Genomic DNA, 19496 nt, shown 5'->3' with positions numbered 1-19496 from the left:
GCTTAAGGGGGCGATGGATGACTCAGCTTGAGATGGCCAGGAAGGGCATTGTCACGCCGGAGATGAGGAAAGCTGCACAGGCCGACGGAGTGGATCCCGAAACACTTCGCAAACTGATTGCAGAAGGGAAAGCGGTTCTCCCCAAGAACAAAAATCATTCCTTCCAGCGTCCTCTGGCAATAGGAGCAAACCTCAGAACCAAAGTGAATGCCAATATCGGCAGCAGCGGAGCCTGCGCTTCCGTGGAACTGGAACTCGAAAAGCTGGAAGCTGCCCTCAGAGCCGGAACGGACTCCGTTATGGATCTTTCCACGGGAGGAGATCTCCGGGCCATCAGAGAAGCCATTCTTGAAAAATCCCCCGTTATGGTAGGAACCGTTCCCATCTACCGGATCGCAACGGAACTGCATCGAAAAGGCATCCCTCTTTACAAAATGGACGTTGACCAGCTTTTCAAAGAACTCGAAGAACAGTGTGCCCAGGGCATCGATTATATCACGGTTCATTGCGGCGTTACTCTGGAAACTTTGAAGCGGATCGAGGGAAGCGACCGGGTTCTGCCGTCCGTAAGCAGGGGTGGTTCCATACTGATGACCTGGATGCGCCACAACCGCAAAGAAAACCCTCTGTATGAAAACTTCGAAACCGTTCTGGATATAGCCTACAAATACGACGTTACATTGAGTCTGGGAGACGGGATGCGTCCTGGAACGGTTGTGGACGCTACCGATCGGGCTCAGATAGAAGAGCTTATTCTTCTGGGAGAACTTGCCAGACGCGCACGGGAGCGAAATGTGCAGGTCATGATAGAAGGTCCCGGTCACGTCCCGCTGAACCAGATAGAAGCAAATGTCATTCTGGAAAAGCGACTTTGTGACGGAGCTCCTTTTTACCTGCTGGGTCCGCTTCCCACAGACATAGCACCCGGTTACGACCACATAACCGCAGCGATCGGAGGAGCCATAGCGGCCGCTGCTGGAGCCGACTTTCTCTGCTACGTTACTCCGGCGGAACACCTTTCTTTGCCTTCGCCCGATGATGTTTACCAGGGTGTGATTGCGGCCCGCATTGCCGGTCACGCGGCCGACATAGTTAAGGGCATTCCGGGGGCGATAGAAAGAGACCGGAGGATTTCGATTTACCGGAGGGATCTCAACTGGGAGGGCGTCCTTTCGGAAGCTCTGGACCCCGAGGCCGCAAGAAAAAGGCTTGCTCTGGCTTACGATCGAGAGACCTGTACGATGTGCGGAGAGCTCTGCGCCGTAAAGCTTTCCCGCCCTTTTGCAAAGAAGTCCTGATTTAAAGTTAACGCTACCCGCCTTGACGGAAGGAATTTTCGTGACAATTTTATAACCTACAGGTTAGTCATAACGTGAGGGGTCATATTTATGAGTCGAAGAACGAAAAAAATTCCCGGCTTCGAACGCAAGGCTCAGATACTCAGAGCAGCTCAGGAGCTCTGCGCCAAAAAGGGCTTTGCGGGAACCACACTGGATGAAATCGCCAGAAAGGCGGGCGTAAGCCGCGCCCTGGTAATCCAGCACTTCGGAAGCAAAAAAGGGCTCTACGAAGCGCTGATAGACGACCTCTTTCTTAACCATCCGATGGAAGAAGATCCCGAACTCAAATACCACATGGAAGAAAAGGACGACGCCGGGGTCTTGAGAGCATACTGCACCCACGCCTACGAGCACCTTGCTGCAGCGGGAAGGGATTCACCCCTGAGACTCGTGCTCTTTGCAATGCTCGAAAAGCCGGAGCTTTATACCAGGCACTACGAAAGGCGAAAATCGAAAGGCATTACGGCACTTGAAGAATACATCCGGACCCGTATCGGGGACGGGGCATTCAAAGATGTTAACGCCCATCACATAGCAACGGCCTTTTCGGCCGCCGTAACCTATTTGATCCTCGAAGAGATTACCGTTGGGCGCTTCGGGAGCAAAGAAGCCTTTATGGAACACCTGGGAACCTTCACGGAAGCCCTGCTAAAGGGAATAAGGAAAAACGGTGATGAATCGGTTAATCTTGCAGTAGAGGAGGGTTTGCCATGAAGTGTGCAAAATGTGGGACCACTTTAAACGGAGACGTTTACCATCACGCGGGGATGGAACTCTGTGAGGACTGCTATCTCGATATAGTCGCCGCCCCGAAACCCTGCGATCCCTGGGCGGTTCACACGGCCAAAAGCCTTACAAAACAGAAACCGGTTCTCACCCCGATTCAGGAGAAAATTCTCAAACTCATCAAAGAGCGCGGTCCCGTCACGGCAGAAGAGATCTGCAACGAGCTGGGTATTACGGAGACGGATTTCAGGACTAACTTCGCCGCCCTGAGGCACATGGAGCTGGCCAGAGCCTGTAAGCAGGGTGATAGGGTTTGTTACACCCTTTTTGATTCTGCTTCTTAAGAACCGGAGGAGGTATCGTCATGGAGCTTCAACCGGAAATGTTCAAAAAGATTCTGCCTCTACCGGTAACGGTAATAACCACAATAAGTTCCCGGGGCATAGCCAATGCAGCGCCTTATAGCTGCGTTATACCAATCCTTCGCCCTCTTGACCTGATAGCTATTGCCTCGGCCCTGCCCCGGGACACCCTGAAAAACATCCGTGAAACGGGCGAGTTCGTCGTCAACGTAATCGGCCCTTCAATACTGAGAAAGGCCATCCGGACGGCCAGGAGTTACCCGCCTGATGTTAACGAGCTGGAAATGGAACACATCGAGACGATTTCTTCTCGCCGTGTTGCTCCTCCGAGAATCAGAGACGCCGTAGGCTGGATTGAAGCAAGACTGGACAGGGAGGTCCCGGGAGAAAGATACGTTCTCGTCATCGGCAAGGTCGTCTGTACGGAAATTAACGACAAATTCCTCGTGGAGGATGAACTATCCGAACTGCCCACCGTTCTGATGTTTCCTCATTTCAGGCGCATTGGAGAAGTGGTAGCTAAAAGAGACGAATTTGCCGATGCCCTCGACACGATCAGGTTCGAGGAACAGCAGGGCTAATTCTCTACGTAGTCCACCAGAAAGCTTCTTTTTGAGGGGCTTGTTCCGGTGGAATAGATAACAAGGGGCGACTGAGAAAACACCTCCTCGAGATCCCCAAAGGAGCGCGCCACGGTTATAATGGTATCGGTACCCTGAGATGAAAAAACGAAGCTTACCGTTCTGGAGACCATATCCACCGCAAAGGAAACGAAAGCACCCGTGCTTAAGGTTCCTATTTTTTCACTGAAAGTTACCGCCTGAGGAAGCCCGTCGGCTCCTTCCTGAACTATCCGGGCATAGACATTTCTGTTCGACATTACCTCAAACTCCGCACATACCTTTACACCTTCTTTTCTTCCAAGACAGCGTCTTACAAAAAGAGGGCTTTCCGTGACTCCGGGTGTCTCCTGAAGGGCAACTCCCCATTCGTAATCCGACGATGTAGATGAGATGGAACACAGATAGGTTCTTCCACTTTCAACGTAAGTAGACGTCACGCATTGAAGATACTGTCCATCCACGGTGACAGGGTTTCCAGCCGTTATGTTCCATTTTTCTGCATCCAGAACCGAAAGCGTAAAATCGTCGTACACAGCGGATGCCTGCCCCAGAGAATATAACTCAACTAGTAAATTTCCCGCCTCTCCCCGTGCCGAAACGGCCTCAACACTGTAGAGCCCCGGATCGAGTTCCACTATAACGGCGGATTCGTAATCGTTAGAGGGTGCTAACCCCGTTTGTTCGATCTCTCCCTTTGCAGGGTTATCCTTCCAGTTGTCGTTTTCGGAAATAACGTTCAGGTTTATGTCGTAAATTCTCAACAGCGGATCGCCGATAACCTGTCCAAAGGCACTCTGAACAGAGGGGCCCAGGGCTCGTACGAGAACCTTTTCGGGGTGAGTGAGAACGAATCCCATGTTTACGGAGCCACCTGAAGGTACGACATAGGCTTTGGTAAATTGAGAGGCCACCTGCATTGAAAAAGCCGCCGAATTAAGACCCAAAAAACCGGAAATTATCACCAAAAAAAGAAGCTTCTTTTTCACGGTTATCCTCCTTTTTAAAACCCCGGGTTCGGCCCCGGGGTAGGGACATCAAGGCAGAGTTAAACCTTTCCTTCCTGTACGAGGCGGGCAAAATGCTCAAAGGATCGATCGTAGGTCCTTTCGGCATCGGGCGGAAAACAGCACCCCGGAAGTTGACGGCTTTTCAGGTGGTAGGCAAGGCATTCACAGCATATGCCCTTCCTGTTGCAGGGTTCATAACTGCATGAACATTTCTCAAGATTTTTCTCCTTCTTACACTCCATACCCACTCCTCACCTCACTTAATGGTGCTCTTCCTTCAACTTATCTCCCCTGGCCAACACCCAGCTCAAAACAAAGAGCAGAAAGACCTCATAAACGATAACCCCAACCCAGTTCTCCACAAAGTGCCACACCAGACCACCGCCTATAATTGCCGGCACACCGAAAAGGATTATCATGCCGAAACGCCAGGCCCATTCGCTCATTTCACTTCCCCTTTCCTTATTCGTTCATGTTCTCCCGGTCTTCGGAATCCTTTTTACAAAATAGCCAATCCTGCCTTTGTCCGCAACCATAGGCCGAAAGATCGTTCCTTGCCCAAAGGACCCTTTATCAGGCCAACCCTTTATTTTCCGAGAAAAACCGGTCTTTCGGAAGTTTCAAGTAAAGGCGGTCCGACCGGCAGATCACACTCTTTTCTAATCGACCTTATCGGCCTTTGCTTTTTCTTCGGACTCAGCATTAGAAGATTTCAAGGTGTCACTGTGCTGGGTAATGGATTCGGTCGGTTCCTGAACGGCCTTTTTAAAATTTCTTATGCCCTTGCCCAGCCCCGCCCCGATTTCAGGCAGTTTACCCGCTCCGAAGATGATCAGAACGATAAAAAGTATCACCAGAAGTTCCGGCATGCCTATTCCACCAATCACGTCCAGCCCCCCTTATCTTTCCATAAAGCTTTCGACTTCTTCCAGAAGCCTCAGAAATTCAGGAGAACTTCTATATTTTTCCATTTTCTCCTGATAATCAAGCCAGGCATCCCAGAGCTGCATCCAGGCCTCGTTATGCCAGTAATAATCGGGATTTCCGGGTTGCCCGGACTTTTTCTTTCTATATTCTCTGTATTCCTCATAACAGATCCTGCAGAAGGCATAAGGAGCATTATAGGGTTCGCCCACATTTCGATCTTCATCGCCGAGCTGGCTTCCACATCGGGCACACCGGAAAGCACAGCGCATGCACTGAAAATGCTTCCTTACGGCGTTTAGCTTTGCAATCCGAAGCCGGGCGTCCTGACTCTGCCTGATATTCTCCGCCCGTGACCTCAGATCTATAATCTCAGCCATGACCAATCCTCTCAATACAAGAATCAGGATCGCCGGTCACGATCCAGGTAATATCTTTCCGACTCATAACATTCGGGCTCAGGGGGGTCAAGAGAGCGCATTGGATGGCGGTCAGACTCGGGTAGATTAAATATCTGCTGTACGGTATCAACGTAGAACTCCCTGGAGGGACGTGCCGCTTTGTTTTTCAAGAACATTATGGGGTCGTGAAGAAGCTTTTTCACTATCGCTTCGGCCATCACGGATATGGCTTTGCGATCATCTTCAGAAAGGTGAGGCATGTGAGAAAAGGTTTTTCTGAGTTCCTGCTGTCTGATCTGTTCTGCCTTGTGGCGGAGAGCAATGATCGTGGGAACCACGTCAAGGGTCTGAAGCCACTCCAGAAATTTTACCGTCTCCTCTTCGACGATATGCTCCGCCAGCTCTGCCTCTTTCCTGCGTTTTCTTCTGTTCCTTTCCACAACTTCCTGAAGATCATCGATGTCGTAAAGAAAAACATTGTCCAGATCGTTGACTTCCGGCTCAACATCCCTCGGAACCGCAATATCTATTATGAAAAGCGGCCTCTGTTTGCGCTTCCTCATCACCGGTCGCAGATCGCTTTTCCTGACGATCGGCTCCGCAGATCCCGTTGACGAAATGACGATATCGGCCACGGCAAACCCTTCGAGAAACTGGTCAAAGGGTATCGTGGAGGCTCCAAACCTTCTTGCAATTTCGACGGCCCGCTCAACGGTGCGGTTCGTAACGGTCACCTTAGAGGCACCGCCGGCAACGAGATGTTCCGCCGCGAGCTCTGCCATTTCCCCCGCACCTATGAGCAGAACGTGCCTGTCCGTAAGACTCCCGAAGATCCTCCTGGCCAGCTCCACGGCGGCATAGCTCACCGAAACGGCATGACACCCTATGCCCGTTTCCGTACGAACCCTTTTGGCAACGGAAAAGGACTTGTGGAGCAGGCGGTTTAAGATGACGCCCGTGGTCTTGTTTAAGGTAGCCTTACGATAAGCCTCCTTTACCTGCCCCAGAATCTGCGGTTCTCCCATGACCATCGAATCAAGCCCGGAAGCCACCCTGAATATATGCCTTACGGCATCTCTGCCTTTGAAAACATAAAGAAAATCACGAACATCCTGTCCCGGAAAAGCCTCAGAAATAAAGGACATAACCCGATTCACCGACAGGTCGATATCTTCCGAAACCACGAGGAACTCAACACGGTTGCAGGTGGAAAGAACCATATATTCACGGCCTCCGCTACCCGTGAGCACCTGGCGCAGGTCCGCGTAGGGAACATCGCCGGAACACCTCAGGGCCAGCTTTTCCCTTAACTCCACAGGTGCAGTCCTGTGATTCATGCCGACAAGTACAATATTCTTCTCCGTCATAGTATCACCTGCCCACAAAGGTGGTGTGATGACCTTTAATCACAAGATTTACCCCCAGAAAGGTTGCCATCACACAGATAAATCCGCATATGGCCAGCCATGAAGCACGCCGTCCACGCCACCCCACGGCAAGCCGCTCGTGAAAGAGCACCGCATATATCACCCAGGTAATCAGGGAAAAAATCTCTTTGGGATCCCCGCTCCAGAACCTGTCCCAGAGAAACCTCGCCGCGGCAAAACCCGTTATCAGCCCCACGGTCATAAAAGGAAATCCAAGGGCAATGCAGACATGATTAATTCGATCAAGGAACTCGAGAGACGGCATTCTTTCCATAAGCCGATGATAGGATTTTTCTTTCAGGGCCTTTTCGTGGAAGAGGTAAACCACGCTGACACAGAAGGACACGGCAAAAAAAGCATAGGCAATAACGATCGTTACAAGATGAAAAAGAACCCATCCGTTTCTAAGAGCAGGATTTTCCGGGATAAGAGAGGCGGGTATGGCGAGGGAACCGACCATGCAAATTACCACGAGGGGCAGGATAAAGACTCCCAGAACGGCCGTCCTGAATCGAAACCTCAGACAGATAAAGAGGGCTACCACCAGAAATGTGAAGAGAGAAAGAACGGTTTTGCTGGAGGTGAAGGTTACGCGGCCGTGAAAGATGGTACCGAGCAAAAGGCCCGTCAGGTGCAACAGCGCAGCAAATACGACGGCGTAAAAGGCAAAACGCTCTACCTCGGGTCTCCTGCGGAAAACCGTAGCAATATAGCCTGCCGTCCCCGCCAGATAGGCTGCCAGGGACATAAAAGATGTCAGCTCTTCCATAGATCTTCCCATTCTTCGGACAATTCATCGGGCAGAGGCATCGGTAGAAGATTCTCGCAGGCGGCCTTCAGTTCCGGGAGTCCTTCATCAGGAGGAATATGCCGATCCATGAGGTCGTAAACAATAAAAGCCGTCTTTCTCAAAATTTCCTGACTGTTGCCCGAAAAGGCCTTCCAGCCCAGAACGAACTTTCTCCATTTTTCCATGAATTCCAGGTAGGGCTTCCAGACGGGAACAACGGTTTCGGAGATTCGATCTCTGAGGCGTGCCGCCAGAGCCGGACTTGCGCCCGTGGTCGTTACGGCGATGATCAGATTACCGTCTCTGAAAAGTGCCGGGATTATGACGTCCCCATCGGCCGGATCTGTCACGTTGTTGCAAAAAATCCCGCGCCTTCTGGCATCTTCCGATATACGCTTGTTCAGATCGGGGTCGTCGGTGGCGGCAAAAACCAGAACCGATCCGGTAAGGATTTCAGAATAATACTCAGAGCCCGCCGCTATTACCCTGCCTTCCCGGATCAGCTTTTCGACCGCCGGACTCACTTCCCTTGCAACAACATAAACCTCCGCCCCCGCTTCAATAAGACCCTTTATCTTCCTCTCTGCAACCCTGCCTCCCCCAACCACCACGCACTTTCTTCCCTCAATAACGAGACCCACCGGGTATATCTTCATTCGCCAGACTCCGGCAATCAGTTCCTTCGGGTAACCACGAAGGATGCAAGATCGTAAAGCACACGCTTCGCTTCCGATTCGGGAAATTTTTCGAGACAGGCATGAGCTTTCAAGATGTGCTCTCTTGCCTTCCTTTCCGTGTATTCGATCCCACCAGACCTTTCCACTATCTCCCTGACCACCTGAAAAACTTCCGCCGTTTTCTCCGCAGAAGAGAAGGCTTCTATGAGTTTTTCCCGGTCGCCGTCGAGGGCGTTCTTCAGGGCGTATATGAAGGGAAGAGTCGCCTTGTGCTCGGCAAAATCGAGACCCACCGGCTTACCGAGCTCTTCTACCGTGCCACTGTAGTCCAGCAAATCGTCTATCAACTGAAAGGCCATTCCGAGATGGTATCCGTAATCATTAAGAAGGGCCTCTTCATGAGGCGTAGCTCCGGCCAGCATCGCTCCTGCCCTACAGGCCGAACTCATCAATACTGCCGTTTTTCGCCATATAACCTGATAATACTCCTCCTCCGTCATATCGACGTTGCCTATGTGCTGGAGCTGGAGGACTTCTCCTTCGGCCATGAGATTCGCCGCTCTCGTAATAACCTCAATAATCCCCAGGTCACCGTATTCGACGGACAGCATCAGGGCTTTGGAATAAAGGTAGTCTCCCACCAGAACAACCGCCTGATTCCCCCACAGAGTATTGGCCGCAGGGCGATTCCGCCTTACCTCCGCATGATCGATCACATCGTCGTGCAGGAGGGTCGCAACGTGGAGAAATTCAAAGGCCAGAGCCAGCCTGACATCCCGATCACCATCATAACCGCACAATCTGGCACAGAGAACCGTAAGGAGAGGTCGTAATCTCTTACCGCCGCTTTCTATGACATACTTACCAACGGTGTTGGCCAGAGGAACGGAACTCAGAACCTGAGCCCTGAGTTCCTGCTCAATACGGGCGAGATCAACCTTAACCCGTTCATAAAGCCGATTTTTAATAGACTTCCTGTCCTGATTGACAATCAGCACATTAAACGGCCTCTCGGCAAGCCCCGGTTTCATAAAACACCCAGCCCTTGTGCTCCTTTTCTCAAAAACCCAGGTCTATGCTAGCGGAAAGATTCCCCGGGGTCAAATTTTTGAAAAAGCCGAAGATAAATTACAAAACGACGGCCACAACTCGATTCCTACCTCTTCTCTTTGCCCTGTAAAGAGCCTCATCGGCGGCAGCAACCAGCTTCTCCATGGTGGGTTCATCGGGTGAACCGGGCGTGACCGAGGCCACTCCAAAGCTAGCCGTAATTCGAAGCTTATCGCCCGAGGGAATGGGAATAAGAGAATGGGCCACCAGAAGTCTGAGCCGTTCTGCCGCCACTTCGGCACCTTTCAGGGCCGTGTTCGTCATAACAACGGCAAATTCTTCGCCCCCGAAGCGCGCCGCCCAGTCCACGCCGGCTCTCAAAGATGATCTGACCATTTCGGCAAACTTCTGAAGCACGGCATCACCGGCCTGATGTCCGTAAGTGTCGTTCACCGATTTGAAATGGTCGATGTCCATCATGATGAGAGAAAGTGGTTGTTGAAAGCGCACCGCCGCTTTAATCACCAGAGGCAACTGCTCGTTGAAATACCTCCTGTTGTAAAGCCCCGTAAGCTGATCCGTTACGGCCATGCGCGCTATTTCCTCGTTCCGCTGTCTCAACGAACTCTCAAGCTCCAGTATTCGTTTTGCCGTCTTAAGCCTTGCAGCCAGTTCCGCAGGATTTACCGGTTTTGTAAGATAATCGTCAGCACCCGCCTCAAGCCCTTCCACAAGATCGTCAAGGTTATCCCTTGCCGTAAGGATAAGCACATAAACATAGCCCGGCAGGTCAAGGCTGCGCAAAGACTTGCAGAATTCAATCCCGTCCATTTCCGGCATTATCCAGTCCGTTATGACGATACGGCAGAAATCTTCATGCAGCATATCCAGGGCAACACGACCGTTGGAGGCAACCTTCACATCATAGCCCAGAGACTCAAGTATCGCCTTGAGGTGCAAAGCCTGAGTGGCACTGTCTTCGACGACCATAACTCTTTTAAGATCGTTCATCGACCCGGGCTCCGCGTTTAAAACTACTTCTTCCCGAAGTAGTCCGGATAAAGCCTTTCGGCACACTCCGGACACAGCCCATGAGAAAAGCGGGTGTTGGATCGAGCTTCAAGGTACTCTTCCAGAGAATGCCATATACCATCGTCATCTCGTAGCTTTTTACAGCCACTGCAAATAGGGAGAATGCCTTCAAGGGTTTTTATCTTCCTGTAAGCCTCCTGGAGCTCTTTGTGAGCCTTCTCCAGCTCAACGGCCCGTCGTCTTGCTTCTTCGTAAGTGGACAACAGAAGATCCAGTATCTGAATGCGATCCGCCGTTATGAAGTGTCTTTTCCCTCCAAAAAAAACTTCGAGACCCATTTCGGATCGGTTCTCCCGTCGCAGTTTCTTGTTGACGGAAATGTAATCAATTCTGGCAACCAGAGCCTCTTCGTCATAGGGCTTGGTAATGAAATTGTCGGCTCCGGACTCGATTCCTTTAATGATATCTTCAGGGTCGGACAGCCTGCTCACAAGAACAACGGGAATCCGGCGGGTTTTTTCATCGGCCTTAATTTTCCTGCAGAGCTCGTACCCGTCCATCTCCGGCATAAGAATGTCGGTAATGACAATGTCCGGAGGATCTCGTTGCAGGACCTCCCAGGCAGCCTTGCCGTTCTCCGCACAGACCACGTAATAACCGTTACGCTCCAGAAGAGATTTTAAATGAACCGCCTGAGTCTTACTGTCTTCGACGACCAGAATTTTCATACTTTTTCCGCCCAGAACCCCTGTATCCCCGCTCATAGTTTTCCCGATTACCCTCCTTCTCTTTCAATTTCTCCGCCCAGTTTCATTAGGTATCTGGCTATCCTTTCCGGCGGTAGTACCATCGTCGCACCGCTCAGCCGAACCGCTTCTCCCGGCATGCCGAAAACAAGAGAACTATCTTCATCCTGAGCAATGGTTATCGCTCCGGCCCTGCGCATAGCAAGCAACTCTTCAGCCCCATCCTTCCCCATACCGGTAAGAAGCACACCCACCGCATGAGGACCCAGATTCTTCGCAACGGACCTGAAAAGAACCGAAACGGAGGGCTTAACACCGTGTTCGGCCGGCCCATCGGTCAGGCGAACGATCAATCTGTGGTCAACTTCCATGTGAACGCCGTCGGGAGCCAGATAGACCGTCCCGGGCAGAAGCTCCTCACCGTGGCAGGCTTCGGAAAAACGCAAAGGAGATGCCTGTTCGAGCCACTTCACGAACCCCGTTATGAACCCCGGGGCGATGTGCTGCACCACGGCAATGGGTAAAGGAAAGTTTGCCGGAAGCCGGGAAAAAATTTCTTTAAGAACCACAGGACCACCTGTGGACGCACCGATTACCACAAGCCTTACTTTCGAAACCCCTTCAAAGGAAGCCGCGGTTCCCCCGTCCTTTTCCTCATATCTGCTCCCGGGCTTCAACCTGCTCCGTCTTATCACCGGCACTTCCGACATCAGCTTTACCGTTCTCACCAGCACTGATATCTGTTCGGCTCCGGCACGTTCCGAAACAATCATGCTCGGTTTCTGAACACCTGCCACAGCCCCTATCTCCATGGCATCAAAGGCCTTTTTAACCGCCTCAGTTTCCCAGAAATCGCTCACGATTATTATCGGCACGGGATGAAATTCCATTATCCTTCTGGAGGCCTCAATTCCGTTCATACGGGGCATTTCTATGTCCATGGTTATCACATCGGGGACGAGAAGACGGGTTTTCTCAAGGGCATCGAGTCCGTCAACGGCCGTGCCAATCACATCGAAATACCCGTCTTTTTCAAAGATGTATCTGAGATAACTCCTCCAGGTTGGAGAATCATCGACAATGAGTAGCCGCTTTCTCCCGTTCATAAGTACCTTCTTATCACCTCCAGCAGAGTCGTTTGCCTGAAGTCCGTCTTTACGATGTAAGCGTCAGCGCCGGCTTCCAGTCCCCGTTCTCGATCTTCCGGAGAATCCAGCCCCGTCACCAGGATAACGGGAAGGTTTCGCATACCTTCACTGGCGCGAATCCTCCTGGTCAATTCAATCCCGTTCATGCGGGGCATTTCGACATCCGAAACCACCAGATCGATCTCGTAGTTCTCCAGCAATGAAAGGGCTTCCAGCCCGTCAACGGCTGTTATCACTCCGAAACCCGAGGCTTCCAGAATGTTTTTCAAAAGCGTTCTGGAGGTTATGGAATCTTCAACCACGAGAATATTTTTTCTCTTCAGAGGGATTCCCCGATCGTATTCCCCGGAATCTTCAGCGGCTACGGGCTTTTCCTGCAGAGACCTCACGAGATCACCGGGATTCAGAACGGGTACCACTTCTCCGCTTCCCAGGACGGTAGCGGCCCAGACGAAAGGAACGCTTTTTAAGTGGGGTCCCAGCCCCTTGATCAGCCCCTCCTGCTCCGTTATGACCTCTTCCACGAGAAAACCGGCTCTGACACCGGATGCACTTATCACCAGCAGAACGGAAGGAGAATCACCCTCCCGGCGCCGGGGCCGATCAAGCCCCAGCACCGCCCCGAGCCTTTGCACCGGAATTATCTGACCGTTATGCTTTACGGAAACGACACCGCCTATTAACGCTCTATGATCAGATTCTTCCAGTCTGACCACGGCATCAACACTATGAGTGGGCACAACGAAGCGCCGTCCCAGATCCCTGACCAGAATGCCTCGAAAGGTCGCCAGCGACACCGGAAGTTCGATTATAAACTCCGTCCCAAAGCCTTCTTTGCTCGAAACCGATACGCTCCCACCGACCGATTCGATCTTTTCCTTTACGATGGACATACCGAGACCCCGCCCGGAAAGCTCCGTAACGGAAGGGCTCGTAGAAAAGCCCGGATAAAAGATGAATTGAAGGACCTGAAAGTCATCCATCCCCTCCAGCCTGGACTGCTGAAGTAAACCCAGCTCCAGGGCCTTTTCCCGCACCCTCTTAACCGATATACCCCTCCCGTCATCCCTCACCACCAGAGAAACCTTTCTCGCCTCCTCCCGTCTGATCAGCACCCCGACACGGCCCTGCCTGTCCTTACCTCGACGCACTCTTTCTTCAGGAACTTCAATTCCGTGATCCACGGCATTCCTGAGGAGATGAATCATCGGATCCCTCAATTCCTCCAGAATCCTCCGATCTATTTCTATGTCCTCACCGTCAACCGTGAAGACCACCTCCTTTCCGAGCTCTCCGGCAAGCTCCCTGACCATCCTGCCCATACCCTGGAACAAAACGGAAAAGGGCTGCATCAAAAGGTCTTTAGCCCGATCCAGCAGGTCCTCCACAAGGATGTCGAGCTGACGCGATGTGGACTCCACGCGAAGGACCAGCCTCTGAAGCACACTTTCAACGTAAGACAGATCCGGGTCATCACCGCGACGGCTCTTCACATCTTCAAGGAACCAGTAGAGTTTTTTTAATTCCCCGGCATACTGCGAAGAAGCCAGCTTGATCGGAATGAATTCCTCGGCCCGTCTTAAAAGAACGTCAAGCCGCCGTACGTTAACCCTGACGGTTTCCGTCGGTTCATGAAGCGGTTCGTAGGAAACCTTATCACCGGTTCTCGCAAGAGCAACGGCCCCTTCGGATGTCTCACCTTCTTCAAAAAATCCCCCACGATCCTTCTCGACGGCACCTTCCGAAAAGGCCTCACCCTGCGATACTCCCGATGCCGCTTTCCAGCCGTATATGCCCGATTCTATTTCCTTTATGAACCGATATAGCTCACGGGCAACTTCCTGAGGCTCCCGCTCCCCATCGTCCTTCAGACGACCGATAAAGCTTTCGAGTTCCTGGCATACCCGAACCACCTCGGTCAGGCCCACGGCTCTTGCCGCACCTTTCAGGCTGTGAGCCTCACGATAGGCCTCATCGACCTTCTCCCGGGTAAGATCACCCGACTCCAGCGCTTCGGCAAAAGAGTACAGAGCCTCAAGCCTTTCCCGGGCTTCTTCCCGAAAGGCCTCCAGCAATGCGGCCATCAACTGATCGTCCTGCATCTAACCACTCCAACCCACTAAAACTTGAAGGACTCCGCAAGCTTCTTGAGAGACTCACTCAGTTCCGCGAGATCATGGACGGATGCTTCAAGCTGACGCGCCGCTTCCGTATTTTGATGAACCGCCTCCTGAATGGCCCGCATGGCCTCGACGACCTGCTCCACACCTGTAAGCTGTTGCTGGCTGGATGCCGAAATCTGAAGAGCCGAATCGGCTGCTTCCTGAACCACCGCGGCCAGACTTTTTATCGTGCTTCCCATCTCTTCACCCAGTTCAACACCCCTCGAAACAGCCTTATTTCCCCGCTCAACTGCCATGACCGCTTCAGAAGTTGAATCCTGAACCTTCGTCAGTATTTCCTTTATCCGGTCGGCCGCTTCTCTCGACTGTTCCGCAAGGTTTCTCATCTCCTGAGCCACAACGGAAAACCCCTTCCCCTGCTCTCCTGCTCTGGCCGCCTCAATTGCCGCATTGACCGAAAGGATGTTAACCTGATCGGCGAGATCCTTCACAGTGTCTATAATAATCCCGATGTTACGACTCTGCTCCCCCAGTTTTATGACGCTTGAAGCCAGAAACTCTATTTCCCTGCGAATACTGCCCAGGCCCTTTAAGGCTTCCTCGGCAGCCTCCCGCCCACGAACGGCCTCCCGCACGGCATCTTCGGCTATTGCCCCGACATTCCTGGACTTTTCCAGAGAATGCCTGGCAACCTGGCGCATCTCTTCGGCAGTAGTCCCCACTTCCTGTACGCTTGACGCCGTTTCGGCCGCACCAGTTGCGAGCTCCGCAGCCGTGGCAGAAAGCTCGTTTACCGCCGTTGCAAGCCTCTGAACGCCTTCGACAAGCCCACCGGTATTGGCCTTGAGTACCTCCTGCATCTTCCGAAAGTCTCTTATTAATTCTCCCACCTCATCGCCCCTTTTTGAATCGGGCAGTGCATAGCTCAGGTCCCCCTTTGCCATTGCGCCGACGGCATCTCTGAGCACCCTGATAGGTCTCACCATAGAACGGGCAACGAAAAAAGAAACGACTACGGCAAGAAGGGCTATTCCGATTCCAAGGAAAGAGTAATAGAAGGCAAGCCTTCTCACCGGCCCGAAGGCTCTGTCGTATTCCACTTCCGATAGGATAATCCAGTCGAAATTGGTTCCTGCTCTATCCGGAAGTTTTAAAGGGGCAAAAGCCGTAACGACTTTTTGATTCCTGTGGTTCACACAGGTAACCACACCCTCCTCACCCTTCAAAGCCCTTTGCAGGGCCTCTGATTCGATCTTCTTCTGCCCGACGTCGTTGATAGAAAGAAAAACCGTAGAAGAGCGAACCAGACCATCACGGCCCACAAGATAGGTTTCCGATGCTTTCCCCTGACCCGCTTCTCCCGCCACGACGAGATTAATATGGCGGATGCCGACCACACCGACGATAACGGCCACCCTTCTTCCCAGATCATTGGTAATCGGACAGGCTATGATGAGGCAGGGCTGTCCCACGGGCTGATAAAAAGTAATGTCGGAAATGTAGACGGTTTTGTGGTCGGCGGCACCGTTACGATATTCGGGCCGATCCTCGACGACTGCTCCCCATGCAGACCTCAGCACTTCATATTGTGAGACGGGTATAAACCCACCCTCCAGCCCTCTCTGAACAGTGTAAAAAATGTAAAAGCTTTCCGAATCGATTATGACTATGTCGTCAAAATACTTCCTCACCTTCGGATTCTTAAGATAATCGTGGGCTTTATGGGCCAGTCCTTCGTATATTGCTATGCTACCCGTAACCCCCTCCCGGACCTTTAAGACATAATTTATGATGTCCATAGGGTATCTTGAATTAGCAATGAGTTCGACATCGGTTACCCTGTCTTTTAAGAACTCCACGACCTCATGCCCTTTCCTTTTTATACCCGATGCGAGCTCACAAGATATGCGGTCCATAAGGGTTTTTCTTGTGTGGACAAAGGTAAGCACTCCGGAAGCAATAAGGCTGAAAACTACAATGGATCCGAAGATAAGAGCCATCTTAATCTTCAGGCTTCTCCCTATTCCCAGCATGAGAGCAATCCTCCGTCAGTTTTTTTAACACTACAACATAAGAGAGGGTTCGTTTAAAAGAGCCCTTCCGTCGAGAAGGATCACACCGGAAGTGGTCACTCCCTGAACGATCTTACTTTTTGCAAATTCGTAACAGGCAGATAAAGGAAGTAATTCCTTACGGGATACTTTCACCACGCCCAGTATGCGATTGACCACAAGGGCAAAAGTCATGCCCGATCCCTGATCCTGCAGGATAATCAGCCCGGCGTCTGAGCTCAGGGGAGCCGGACTAACACCCAGCAATTCCGAAATGTCCACCACGGAAAGCACTTCTCCCCTGATGCCGGTAATACCCATAACAAACCGGGGAACGGCAGGGAGAGGGGTAACACCGGAGAAAGGTCTTACTTCACGGACGCATTCCAGACCTAAAGCGAATTCCCTTTCGCCCAGAATGAAAGCAACCGCATCTATTGAGTCTTCCTGGAGAAGCTCCTGCCGGAAACCTTCGGCCAGTTCACGGGCTCTTTTCTCCAGGATTTCAATTTCCCTTTCGTCCATTTTCCCTCTTTTCGCTTTCAAGAACTGCCTCAATCATACCTATCAGGTCTGGGACATCAAAATTTCCGTCAAACAAAGATATTTCTCCCTCCGGTTTTTGCTTCAGCAAAGCCAGGGCTTCACGGAGAAAGTTGTTTCCGGCAACCCTGTTGCCCTGAGCTTTCAACAGGGTCCCGAGGGCTATTAAAGCGGGAACCCAATGAGGATCGAGATAAAGTGCCCGCCTGTATGACGCAAGGGCCTCTTCGGTACGGCCCATTTCCCGGAAAAGAGCACCCTTCAGATAGTAAAACTCCGGTCTGAACTTCAGGGCTTCGGCATGCCGGTCTATAAGTTCGAGGGCTTCCTCGTACTGCCCATCATTCGCCATGCCCTGGATTTTTCCGGCTACTTCCCTGATGTCGGGCACCGTACCCGATTGAGATTCAACCTTTCTCCGACCAGCCAATTCCCCGGCTTTTGAAATCTCAGCGGCCGCCGCATCATCATCCTTACTCCGTTGCTTCAATATCTGTGAAGAACCCCGCGGTAACCCGGTACCGGAACGGGCGGAGATCTCGATCACAGGGTCCTTTTCGGAAGCACTCACGGAGGAAGCTCTGACCGCAGTCGTTGGCCTTCGGGAGGTCTTCTGCAAAAGGGCACCTCCGGGAATTACAGAGTATTTCCACCCTTCCGTCTCCACGGAATGCACCTCTGCGGGCGTCAGAATCAAGAATCCCCCCTCCACCAGACACTGCCGGAACCTTTCCACCACCTTACGGCGATATTCGGGAAGCATGTACATAATGACGTTTCGACAGATTATAACGTCCAGTCTGGAAGTTCCCGTGGCCGGCGAGGGATATCCCTCTTCAACGAGATTAAGCACCGAGAAGGAGACGCGCTTTTTTATGTCGGGAATGACCTCGAACTCCCCTCCCTCCAGGGCGGTAAAGTACTTTTTGTACTTTTCCGGAAGAGGCTTTCTAAAGGACCACTGTCCGTAACGGGCTTTTTTCGCCCGGGCGATGAAGCCCCCGTTAATATCCGTGGCAACGATAGAATAGGACCAGCCGCTTTCCCGAGGCCCGGCCTCTTCGAGCAGTATGGCCAGTGTGTAAGGCTCCTCGCCGGTACTGCACCCTGCGCTCCATATACGCACATTCTGATCCAGCCCCAGGGACCTCTTGCGCGCCAGTATGTCCGGTATCAAACCATCTCTTAACGCAAGGAAAACCCTCACGCCGCGAAAAAAGTAAGTCTCCCCCACGGTGAAAAATTCCGCCAGACGACGTACGCGCTCTTTTTCCGGAGCTTCCATCAGCAACCAGAACAAAAACTCTTCCGGCGATGAGTAACCGCTTTTTTCTGCGGCCTTTCTCAGAGCTCTAAGCCCGCCGCGTAAGACCGTTCTGTCGCAGCATATCCCCAGATAACGCTCAAGGGCTTCCTTTATCATTGAAATCGATTCCCGGGAAATTTCGCCGCACGGATCGTTCATAATCCAGAAGCCTGCACTTCGTTTTCGATTGCGCCCATCAGGCAACTCCTGCCACACATTTTTTATCGGCCTTCAGCGTGACCGACCGAAATCTTCCTCGGACAACCACGCCTCCGCAACCTCTGCATCCGCCCCCTTCCTGAAAAACCAGCCGGCATCCAGAACCCGAATTCCCCGCCCCAATACGGCATCGTACCCGGGAATCCCGCTGGCCGGAAGGGCTATTGATTTCACAGGGCCACACTTATGAGTCATTATCCTTTCCGTTTCTCGATCCGCTACGGGATTCAGCTCAAATACCCCCACCACGTCGTCTACGACCAGGGCAATGTGGCCGTCGGCCGATCTGAGAATGATAAACCGATCGTTACTGCTGAACTCCCGGTCATCGCACATGAAAAGCCTGCGGAAGTCAAAAACGAAAATGAACCTGCCACGGAACCCGACCATTCCCATCAAACCTTCCGGCATTTCCGGAATCCGCCTTACGGCCGCAGCCCTTGCTACCTTTTCCACAGCATCTATTTCAAAGGCCCACAGTTCCCCACAGGCCTCAAACACCAATCCGTGCATCATCACCTAAACACCTCTTATAGCGGACCCTGCAAAGGAACTACCGTTTAATAGCTAAAGGTTCAATATCGCCCAACAAATTTCCTTACACACATTGCCCCGGCGAAATCCTTTGCAGCGTCGACTTTGTTAATTTATCCTGATATTATTTAACCCGAAAATGAAAAAACGATCGTCAAAACACATCACGGGAACAACGGTAGATACCGCATGGAGTTGTAACCCATGACAGGAAAAAAAGAAAACGTAATCGTCGTAATCGGCATTTTTCTCACATTTTTATTTTCTACAGCTTTTGCCGGCAATGAAGGCTTCACCCAGGAAGACAGAGAAAGGCTCATAAGACTGGAAACAACTCTACAGGTCTTCATGGAACAGGTGGATAAAAGATTCCAGCAGGTTGATGCAAGATTTGCAGAACTGAGAGAAGACGTGAACAAAAGATTCGAACAGGTAGATAGAAGATTCGAACAGGTTGATGCAAGATT

At 51.8% G+C, this 19496-nt stretch carries 21 protein-coding genes and 1 pseudogene; 5 read left to right on the top strand and 17 right to left on the bottom strand.

What is annotated here, in order from left to right:
• Window positions 1–17: 17 nt before the first annotated feature.
• From thiC to BM091_RS09930, 4 genes are all read left to right on the top strand, one after another.
• A complete protein-coding gene (gene thiC / locus BM091_RS09945; RefSeq protein WP_093395441.1) occupies window positions 18–1298 on the top strand; it encodes a phosphomethylpyrimidine synthase ThiC in 1281 nt (426 codons plus the stop codon).
• A 90-nt stretch (window positions 1299–1388) separates the two neighbouring features.
• Entirely contained in the window at window positions 1389–2054 is a 666-nt protein-coding gene (locus BM091_RS09940; protein WP_093395440.1) for a TetR/AcrR family transcriptional regulator, read from the top strand.
• Window positions 2051–2410 carry a helix-turn-helix domain-containing protein gene (locus BM091_RS09935; RefSeq protein WP_093395438.1) on the top strand — a complete coding sequence of 120 codons (360 nt, stop codon included), beginning with the start codon at window positions 2051–2053 and terminating at the stop codon, window positions 2408–2410. Before BM091_RS09940 ends, BM091_RS09935 begins: the two co-directional genes overlap by 4 nt.
• A 20-nt stretch (window positions 2411–2430) precedes the next feature.
• Window positions 2431–3009, top strand: a complete 579-nt coding sequence (locus BM091_RS09930; protein ID WP_093395437.1) for a flavin reductase family protein — start codon at window positions 2431–2433, stop codon at window positions 3007–3009.
• Here the strand turns inward: BM091_RS09930 and BM091_RS09925 are convergent.
• From BM091_RS09925 to BM091_RS09845, 17 genes are all read right to left on the bottom strand, one after another.
• On the bottom strand, window positions 3006–4037 hold the full coding sequence (locus BM091_RS09925) for a hypothetical protein (protein ID WP_093395435.1): 1032 nt from the start codon (window positions 4035–4037) through the stop codon (window positions 3006–3008). The two genes, BM091_RS09930 and BM091_RS09925, sit on opposite strands and share 4 nt — an antisense overlap.
• A 59-nt stretch (window positions 4038–4096) precedes the next feature.
• Window positions 4097–4300: a DUF6485 family protein gene (locus BM091_RS09920; RefSeq protein ID WP_093395434.1), complete on the bottom strand. Its 204-nt coding sequence runs from the start codon at window positions 4298–4300 to the stop codon at window positions 4097–4099.
• Window positions 4301–4318: 18 nt separating this feature from the next.
• Window positions 4319–4504 (bottom strand): hypothetical protein, encoded by a 186-nt coding sequence (locus BM091_RS09915; protein WP_093395432.1) that lies wholly within the window; start codon window positions 4502–4504, stop codon window positions 4319–4321.
• A 213-nt stretch (window positions 4505–4717) separates the two neighbouring features.
• Window positions 4718–4945, bottom strand: a complete 228-nt coding sequence (locus BM091_RS09910; protein ID WP_177193603.1) for a twin-arginine translocase TatA/TatE family subunit — start codon at window positions 4943–4945, stop codon at window positions 4718–4720.
• Between the two features lie 12 nt (window positions 4946–4957).
• A complete protein-coding gene (locus tag BM091_RS09905; protein ID WP_093395431.1) occupies window positions 4958–5362 on the bottom strand; it encodes a hypothetical protein in 405 nt (134 codons plus the stop codon).
• 23 nt (window positions 5363–5385) lie between these two features.
• Window positions 5386–6750 (bottom strand): glutamyl-tRNA reductase, encoded by a 1365-nt coding sequence (hemA, locus tag BM091_RS09900; protein WP_093395429.1) that lies wholly within the window; start codon window positions 6748–6750, stop codon window positions 5386–5388.
• Between the two features lie 4 nt (window positions 6751–6754).
• A complete protein-coding gene (ccsA, locus tag BM091_RS09895) occupies window positions 6755–7579 on the bottom strand; it encodes a cytochrome c biogenesis protein CcsA (RefSeq protein ID WP_177193602.1) in 825 nt (274 codons plus the stop codon).
• Complete coding sequence (locus BM091_RS09890) at window positions 7567–8256, bottom strand: precorrin-2 dehydrogenase/sirohydrochlorin ferrochelatase family protein (protein WP_093395426.1); 690 nt, start codon at window positions 8254–8256, stop codon at window positions 7567–7569. Before BM091_RS09890 ends, ccsA begins: the two co-directional genes overlap by 13 nt.
• 17 nt (window positions 8257–8273) lie before the next feature.
• The gene (locus BM091_RS09885) at window positions 8274–9308 is read right to left on the bottom strand and encodes a polyprenyl synthetase family protein (protein WP_093395425.1); all 1035 of its coding nucleotides are present in this window, start codon (window positions 9306–9308) and stop codon (window positions 8274–8276) included.
• A 97-nt stretch (window positions 9309–9405) separates the two neighbouring features.
• Complete coding sequence (locus tag BM091_RS09880) at window positions 9406–10338, bottom strand: diguanylate cyclase (protein WP_093395423.1); 933 nt, start codon at window positions 10336–10338, stop codon at window positions 9406–9408.
• 23 nt (window positions 10339–10361) lie between these two features.
• Entirely contained in the window at window positions 10362–11123 is a 762-nt protein-coding gene (locus BM091_RS09875) for a response regulator (protein ID WP_093395422.1), read from the bottom strand.
• 11 nt (window positions 11124–11134) lie between these two features.
• On the bottom strand, window positions 11135–12211 hold the full coding sequence (gene cheB, locus BM091_RS09870; RefSeq protein WP_093395420.1) for a chemotaxis-specific protein-glutamate methyltransferase CheB: 1077 nt from the start codon (window positions 12209–12211) through the stop codon (window positions 11135–11137).
• On the bottom strand, window positions 12208–14355 hold the full coding sequence (locus BM091_RS09865) for a hybrid sensor histidine kinase/response regulator (protein WP_093395419.1): 2148 nt from the start codon (window positions 14353–14355) through the stop codon (window positions 12208–12210). The genes cheB and BM091_RS09865 overlap by 4 nt, the downstream gene beginning before the upstream one ends.
• Window positions 14356–14372: 17 nt before the next feature.
• Window positions 14373–16409 carry a methyl-accepting chemotaxis protein gene (locus BM091_RS09860; RefSeq protein WP_093395417.1) on the bottom strand — a complete coding sequence of 679 codons (2037 nt, stop codon included), beginning with the start codon at window positions 16407–16409 and terminating at the stop codon, window positions 14373–14375.
• Between the two features lie 30 nt (window positions 16410–16439).
• Window positions 16440–16952 carry a chemotaxis protein CheW gene (locus BM091_RS09855; RefSeq protein WP_093395416.1) on the bottom strand — a complete coding sequence of 171 codons (513 nt, stop codon included), beginning with the start codon at window positions 16950–16952 and terminating at the stop codon, window positions 16440–16442.
• Window positions 16933–18435 carry a CheR family methyltransferase gene (locus BM091_RS09850; RefSeq protein ID WP_093395414.1) on the bottom strand — a complete coding sequence of 501 codons (1503 nt, stop codon included), beginning with the start codon at window positions 18433–18435 and terminating at the stop codon, window positions 16933–16935. Before BM091_RS09850 ends, BM091_RS09855 begins: the two co-directional genes overlap by 20 nt.
• 72 nt (window positions 18436–18507) lie before the next feature.
• Window positions 18508–19011, bottom strand: a complete 504-nt coding sequence (locus BM091_RS09845; RefSeq protein WP_093395413.1) for a chemotaxis protein CheW — start codon at window positions 19009–19011, stop codon at window positions 18508–18510.
• Window positions 19012–19233: 222 nt separating this feature from the next.
• Between BM091_RS09845 and BM091_RS09840 the strand changes: the two are divergent.
• Window positions 19234–19496 (top strand): annotated as a pseudogene (locus tag BM091_RS09840) (hypothetical protein); the annotation flags it as partial.

The sequence above is a fragment of the Thermodesulforhabdus norvegica genome (assembly GCF_900114975.1).
GTDB classification, from domain to species: Bacteria; Desulfobacterota; Syntrophobacteria; order Syntrophobacterales; family Thermodesulforhabdaceae; genus Thermodesulforhabdus; species Thermodesulforhabdus norvegica.
The sequence above is the reverse complement of the archived record's forward strand: the minus strand, read 5'-3'. Positions and strand labels throughout refer to the sequence as shown.

Coding starts and splice junctions, on each gene's coding strand:
- BM091_RS09935 (WP_093395438.1), top strand. CDS start 2,051: ATGAAGTGTGCAAAATGTGGGACCACTTTAAACGGAGACGTTTACCAT.
- BM091_RS09930 (WP_093395437.1), top strand. CDS start 2,431: ATGGAGCTTCAACCGGAAATGTTCAAAAAGATTCTGCCTCTACCGGTA.
- BM091_RS09880 (WP_093395423.1), bottom strand. CDS start 10,338: ATGAACGATCTTAAAAGAGTTATGGTCGTCGAAGACAGTGCCACTCAG.
- cheB (WP_093395420.1), bottom strand. CDS start 12,211: ATGAACGGGAGAAAGCGGCTACTCATTGTCGATGATTCTCCAACCTGG.
- BM091_RS09915 (WP_093395432.1), bottom strand. CDS start 4,504: ATGAGCGAATGGGCCTGGCGTTTCGGCATGATAATCCTTTTCGGTGTG.
- BM091_RS09885 (WP_093395425.1), bottom strand. CDS start 9,308: ATGAAACCGGGGCTTGCCGAGAGGCCGTTTAATGTGCTGATTGTCAAT.
- BM091_RS09890 (WP_093395426.1), bottom strand. CDS start 8,256: ATGAAGATATACCCGGTGGGTCTCGTTATTGAGGGAAGAAAGTGCGTG.
- hemA (WP_093395429.1), bottom strand. CDS start 6,750: ATGACGGAGAAGAATATTGTACTTGTCGGCATGAATCACAGGACTGCA.
- BM091_RS09860 (WP_093395417.1), bottom strand. CDS start 16,409: ATGCTGGGAATAGGGAGAAGCCTGAAGATTAAGATGGCTCTTATCTTC.
- BM091_RS09850 (WP_093395414.1), bottom strand. CDS start 18,435: ATGAACGATCCGTGCGGCGAAATTTCCCGGGAATCGATTTCAATGATA.
- BM091_RS09940 (WP_093395440.1), top strand. CDS start 1,389: ATGAGTCGAAGAACGAAAAAAATTCCCGGCTTCGAACGCAAGGCTCAG.
- thiC (WP_093395441.1), top strand. CDS start 18: ATGACTCAGCTTGAGATGGCCAGGAAGGGCATTGTCACGCCGGAGATG.
- BM091_RS09875 (WP_093395422.1), bottom strand. CDS start 11,123: ATGAGCGGGGATACAGGGGTTCTGGGCGGAAAAAGTATGAAAATTCTG.
- BM091_RS09905 (WP_093395431.1), bottom strand. CDS start 5,362: ATGGCTGAGATTATAGATCTGAGGTCACGGGCGGAGAATATCAGGCAG.
- BM091_RS09865 (WP_093395419.1), bottom strand. CDS start 14,355: ATGCAGGACGATCAGTTGATGGCCGCATTGCTGGAGGCCTTTCGGGAA.
- ccsA (WP_177193602.1), bottom strand. CDS start 7,579: ATGGAAGAGCTGACATCTTTTATGTCCCTGGCAGCCTATCTGGCGGGG.
- BM091_RS09845 (WP_093395413.1), bottom strand. CDS start 19,011: ATGATGCACGGATTGGTGTTTGAGGCCTGTGGGGAACTGTGGGCCTTT.
- BM091_RS09920 (WP_093395434.1), bottom strand. CDS start 4,300: ATGGAGTGTAAGAAGGAGAAAAATCTTGAGAAATGTTCATGCAGTTAT.
- BM091_RS09855 (WP_093395416.1), bottom strand. CDS start 16,952: ATGGACGAAAGGGAAATTGAAATCCTGGAGAAAAGAGCCCGTGAACTG.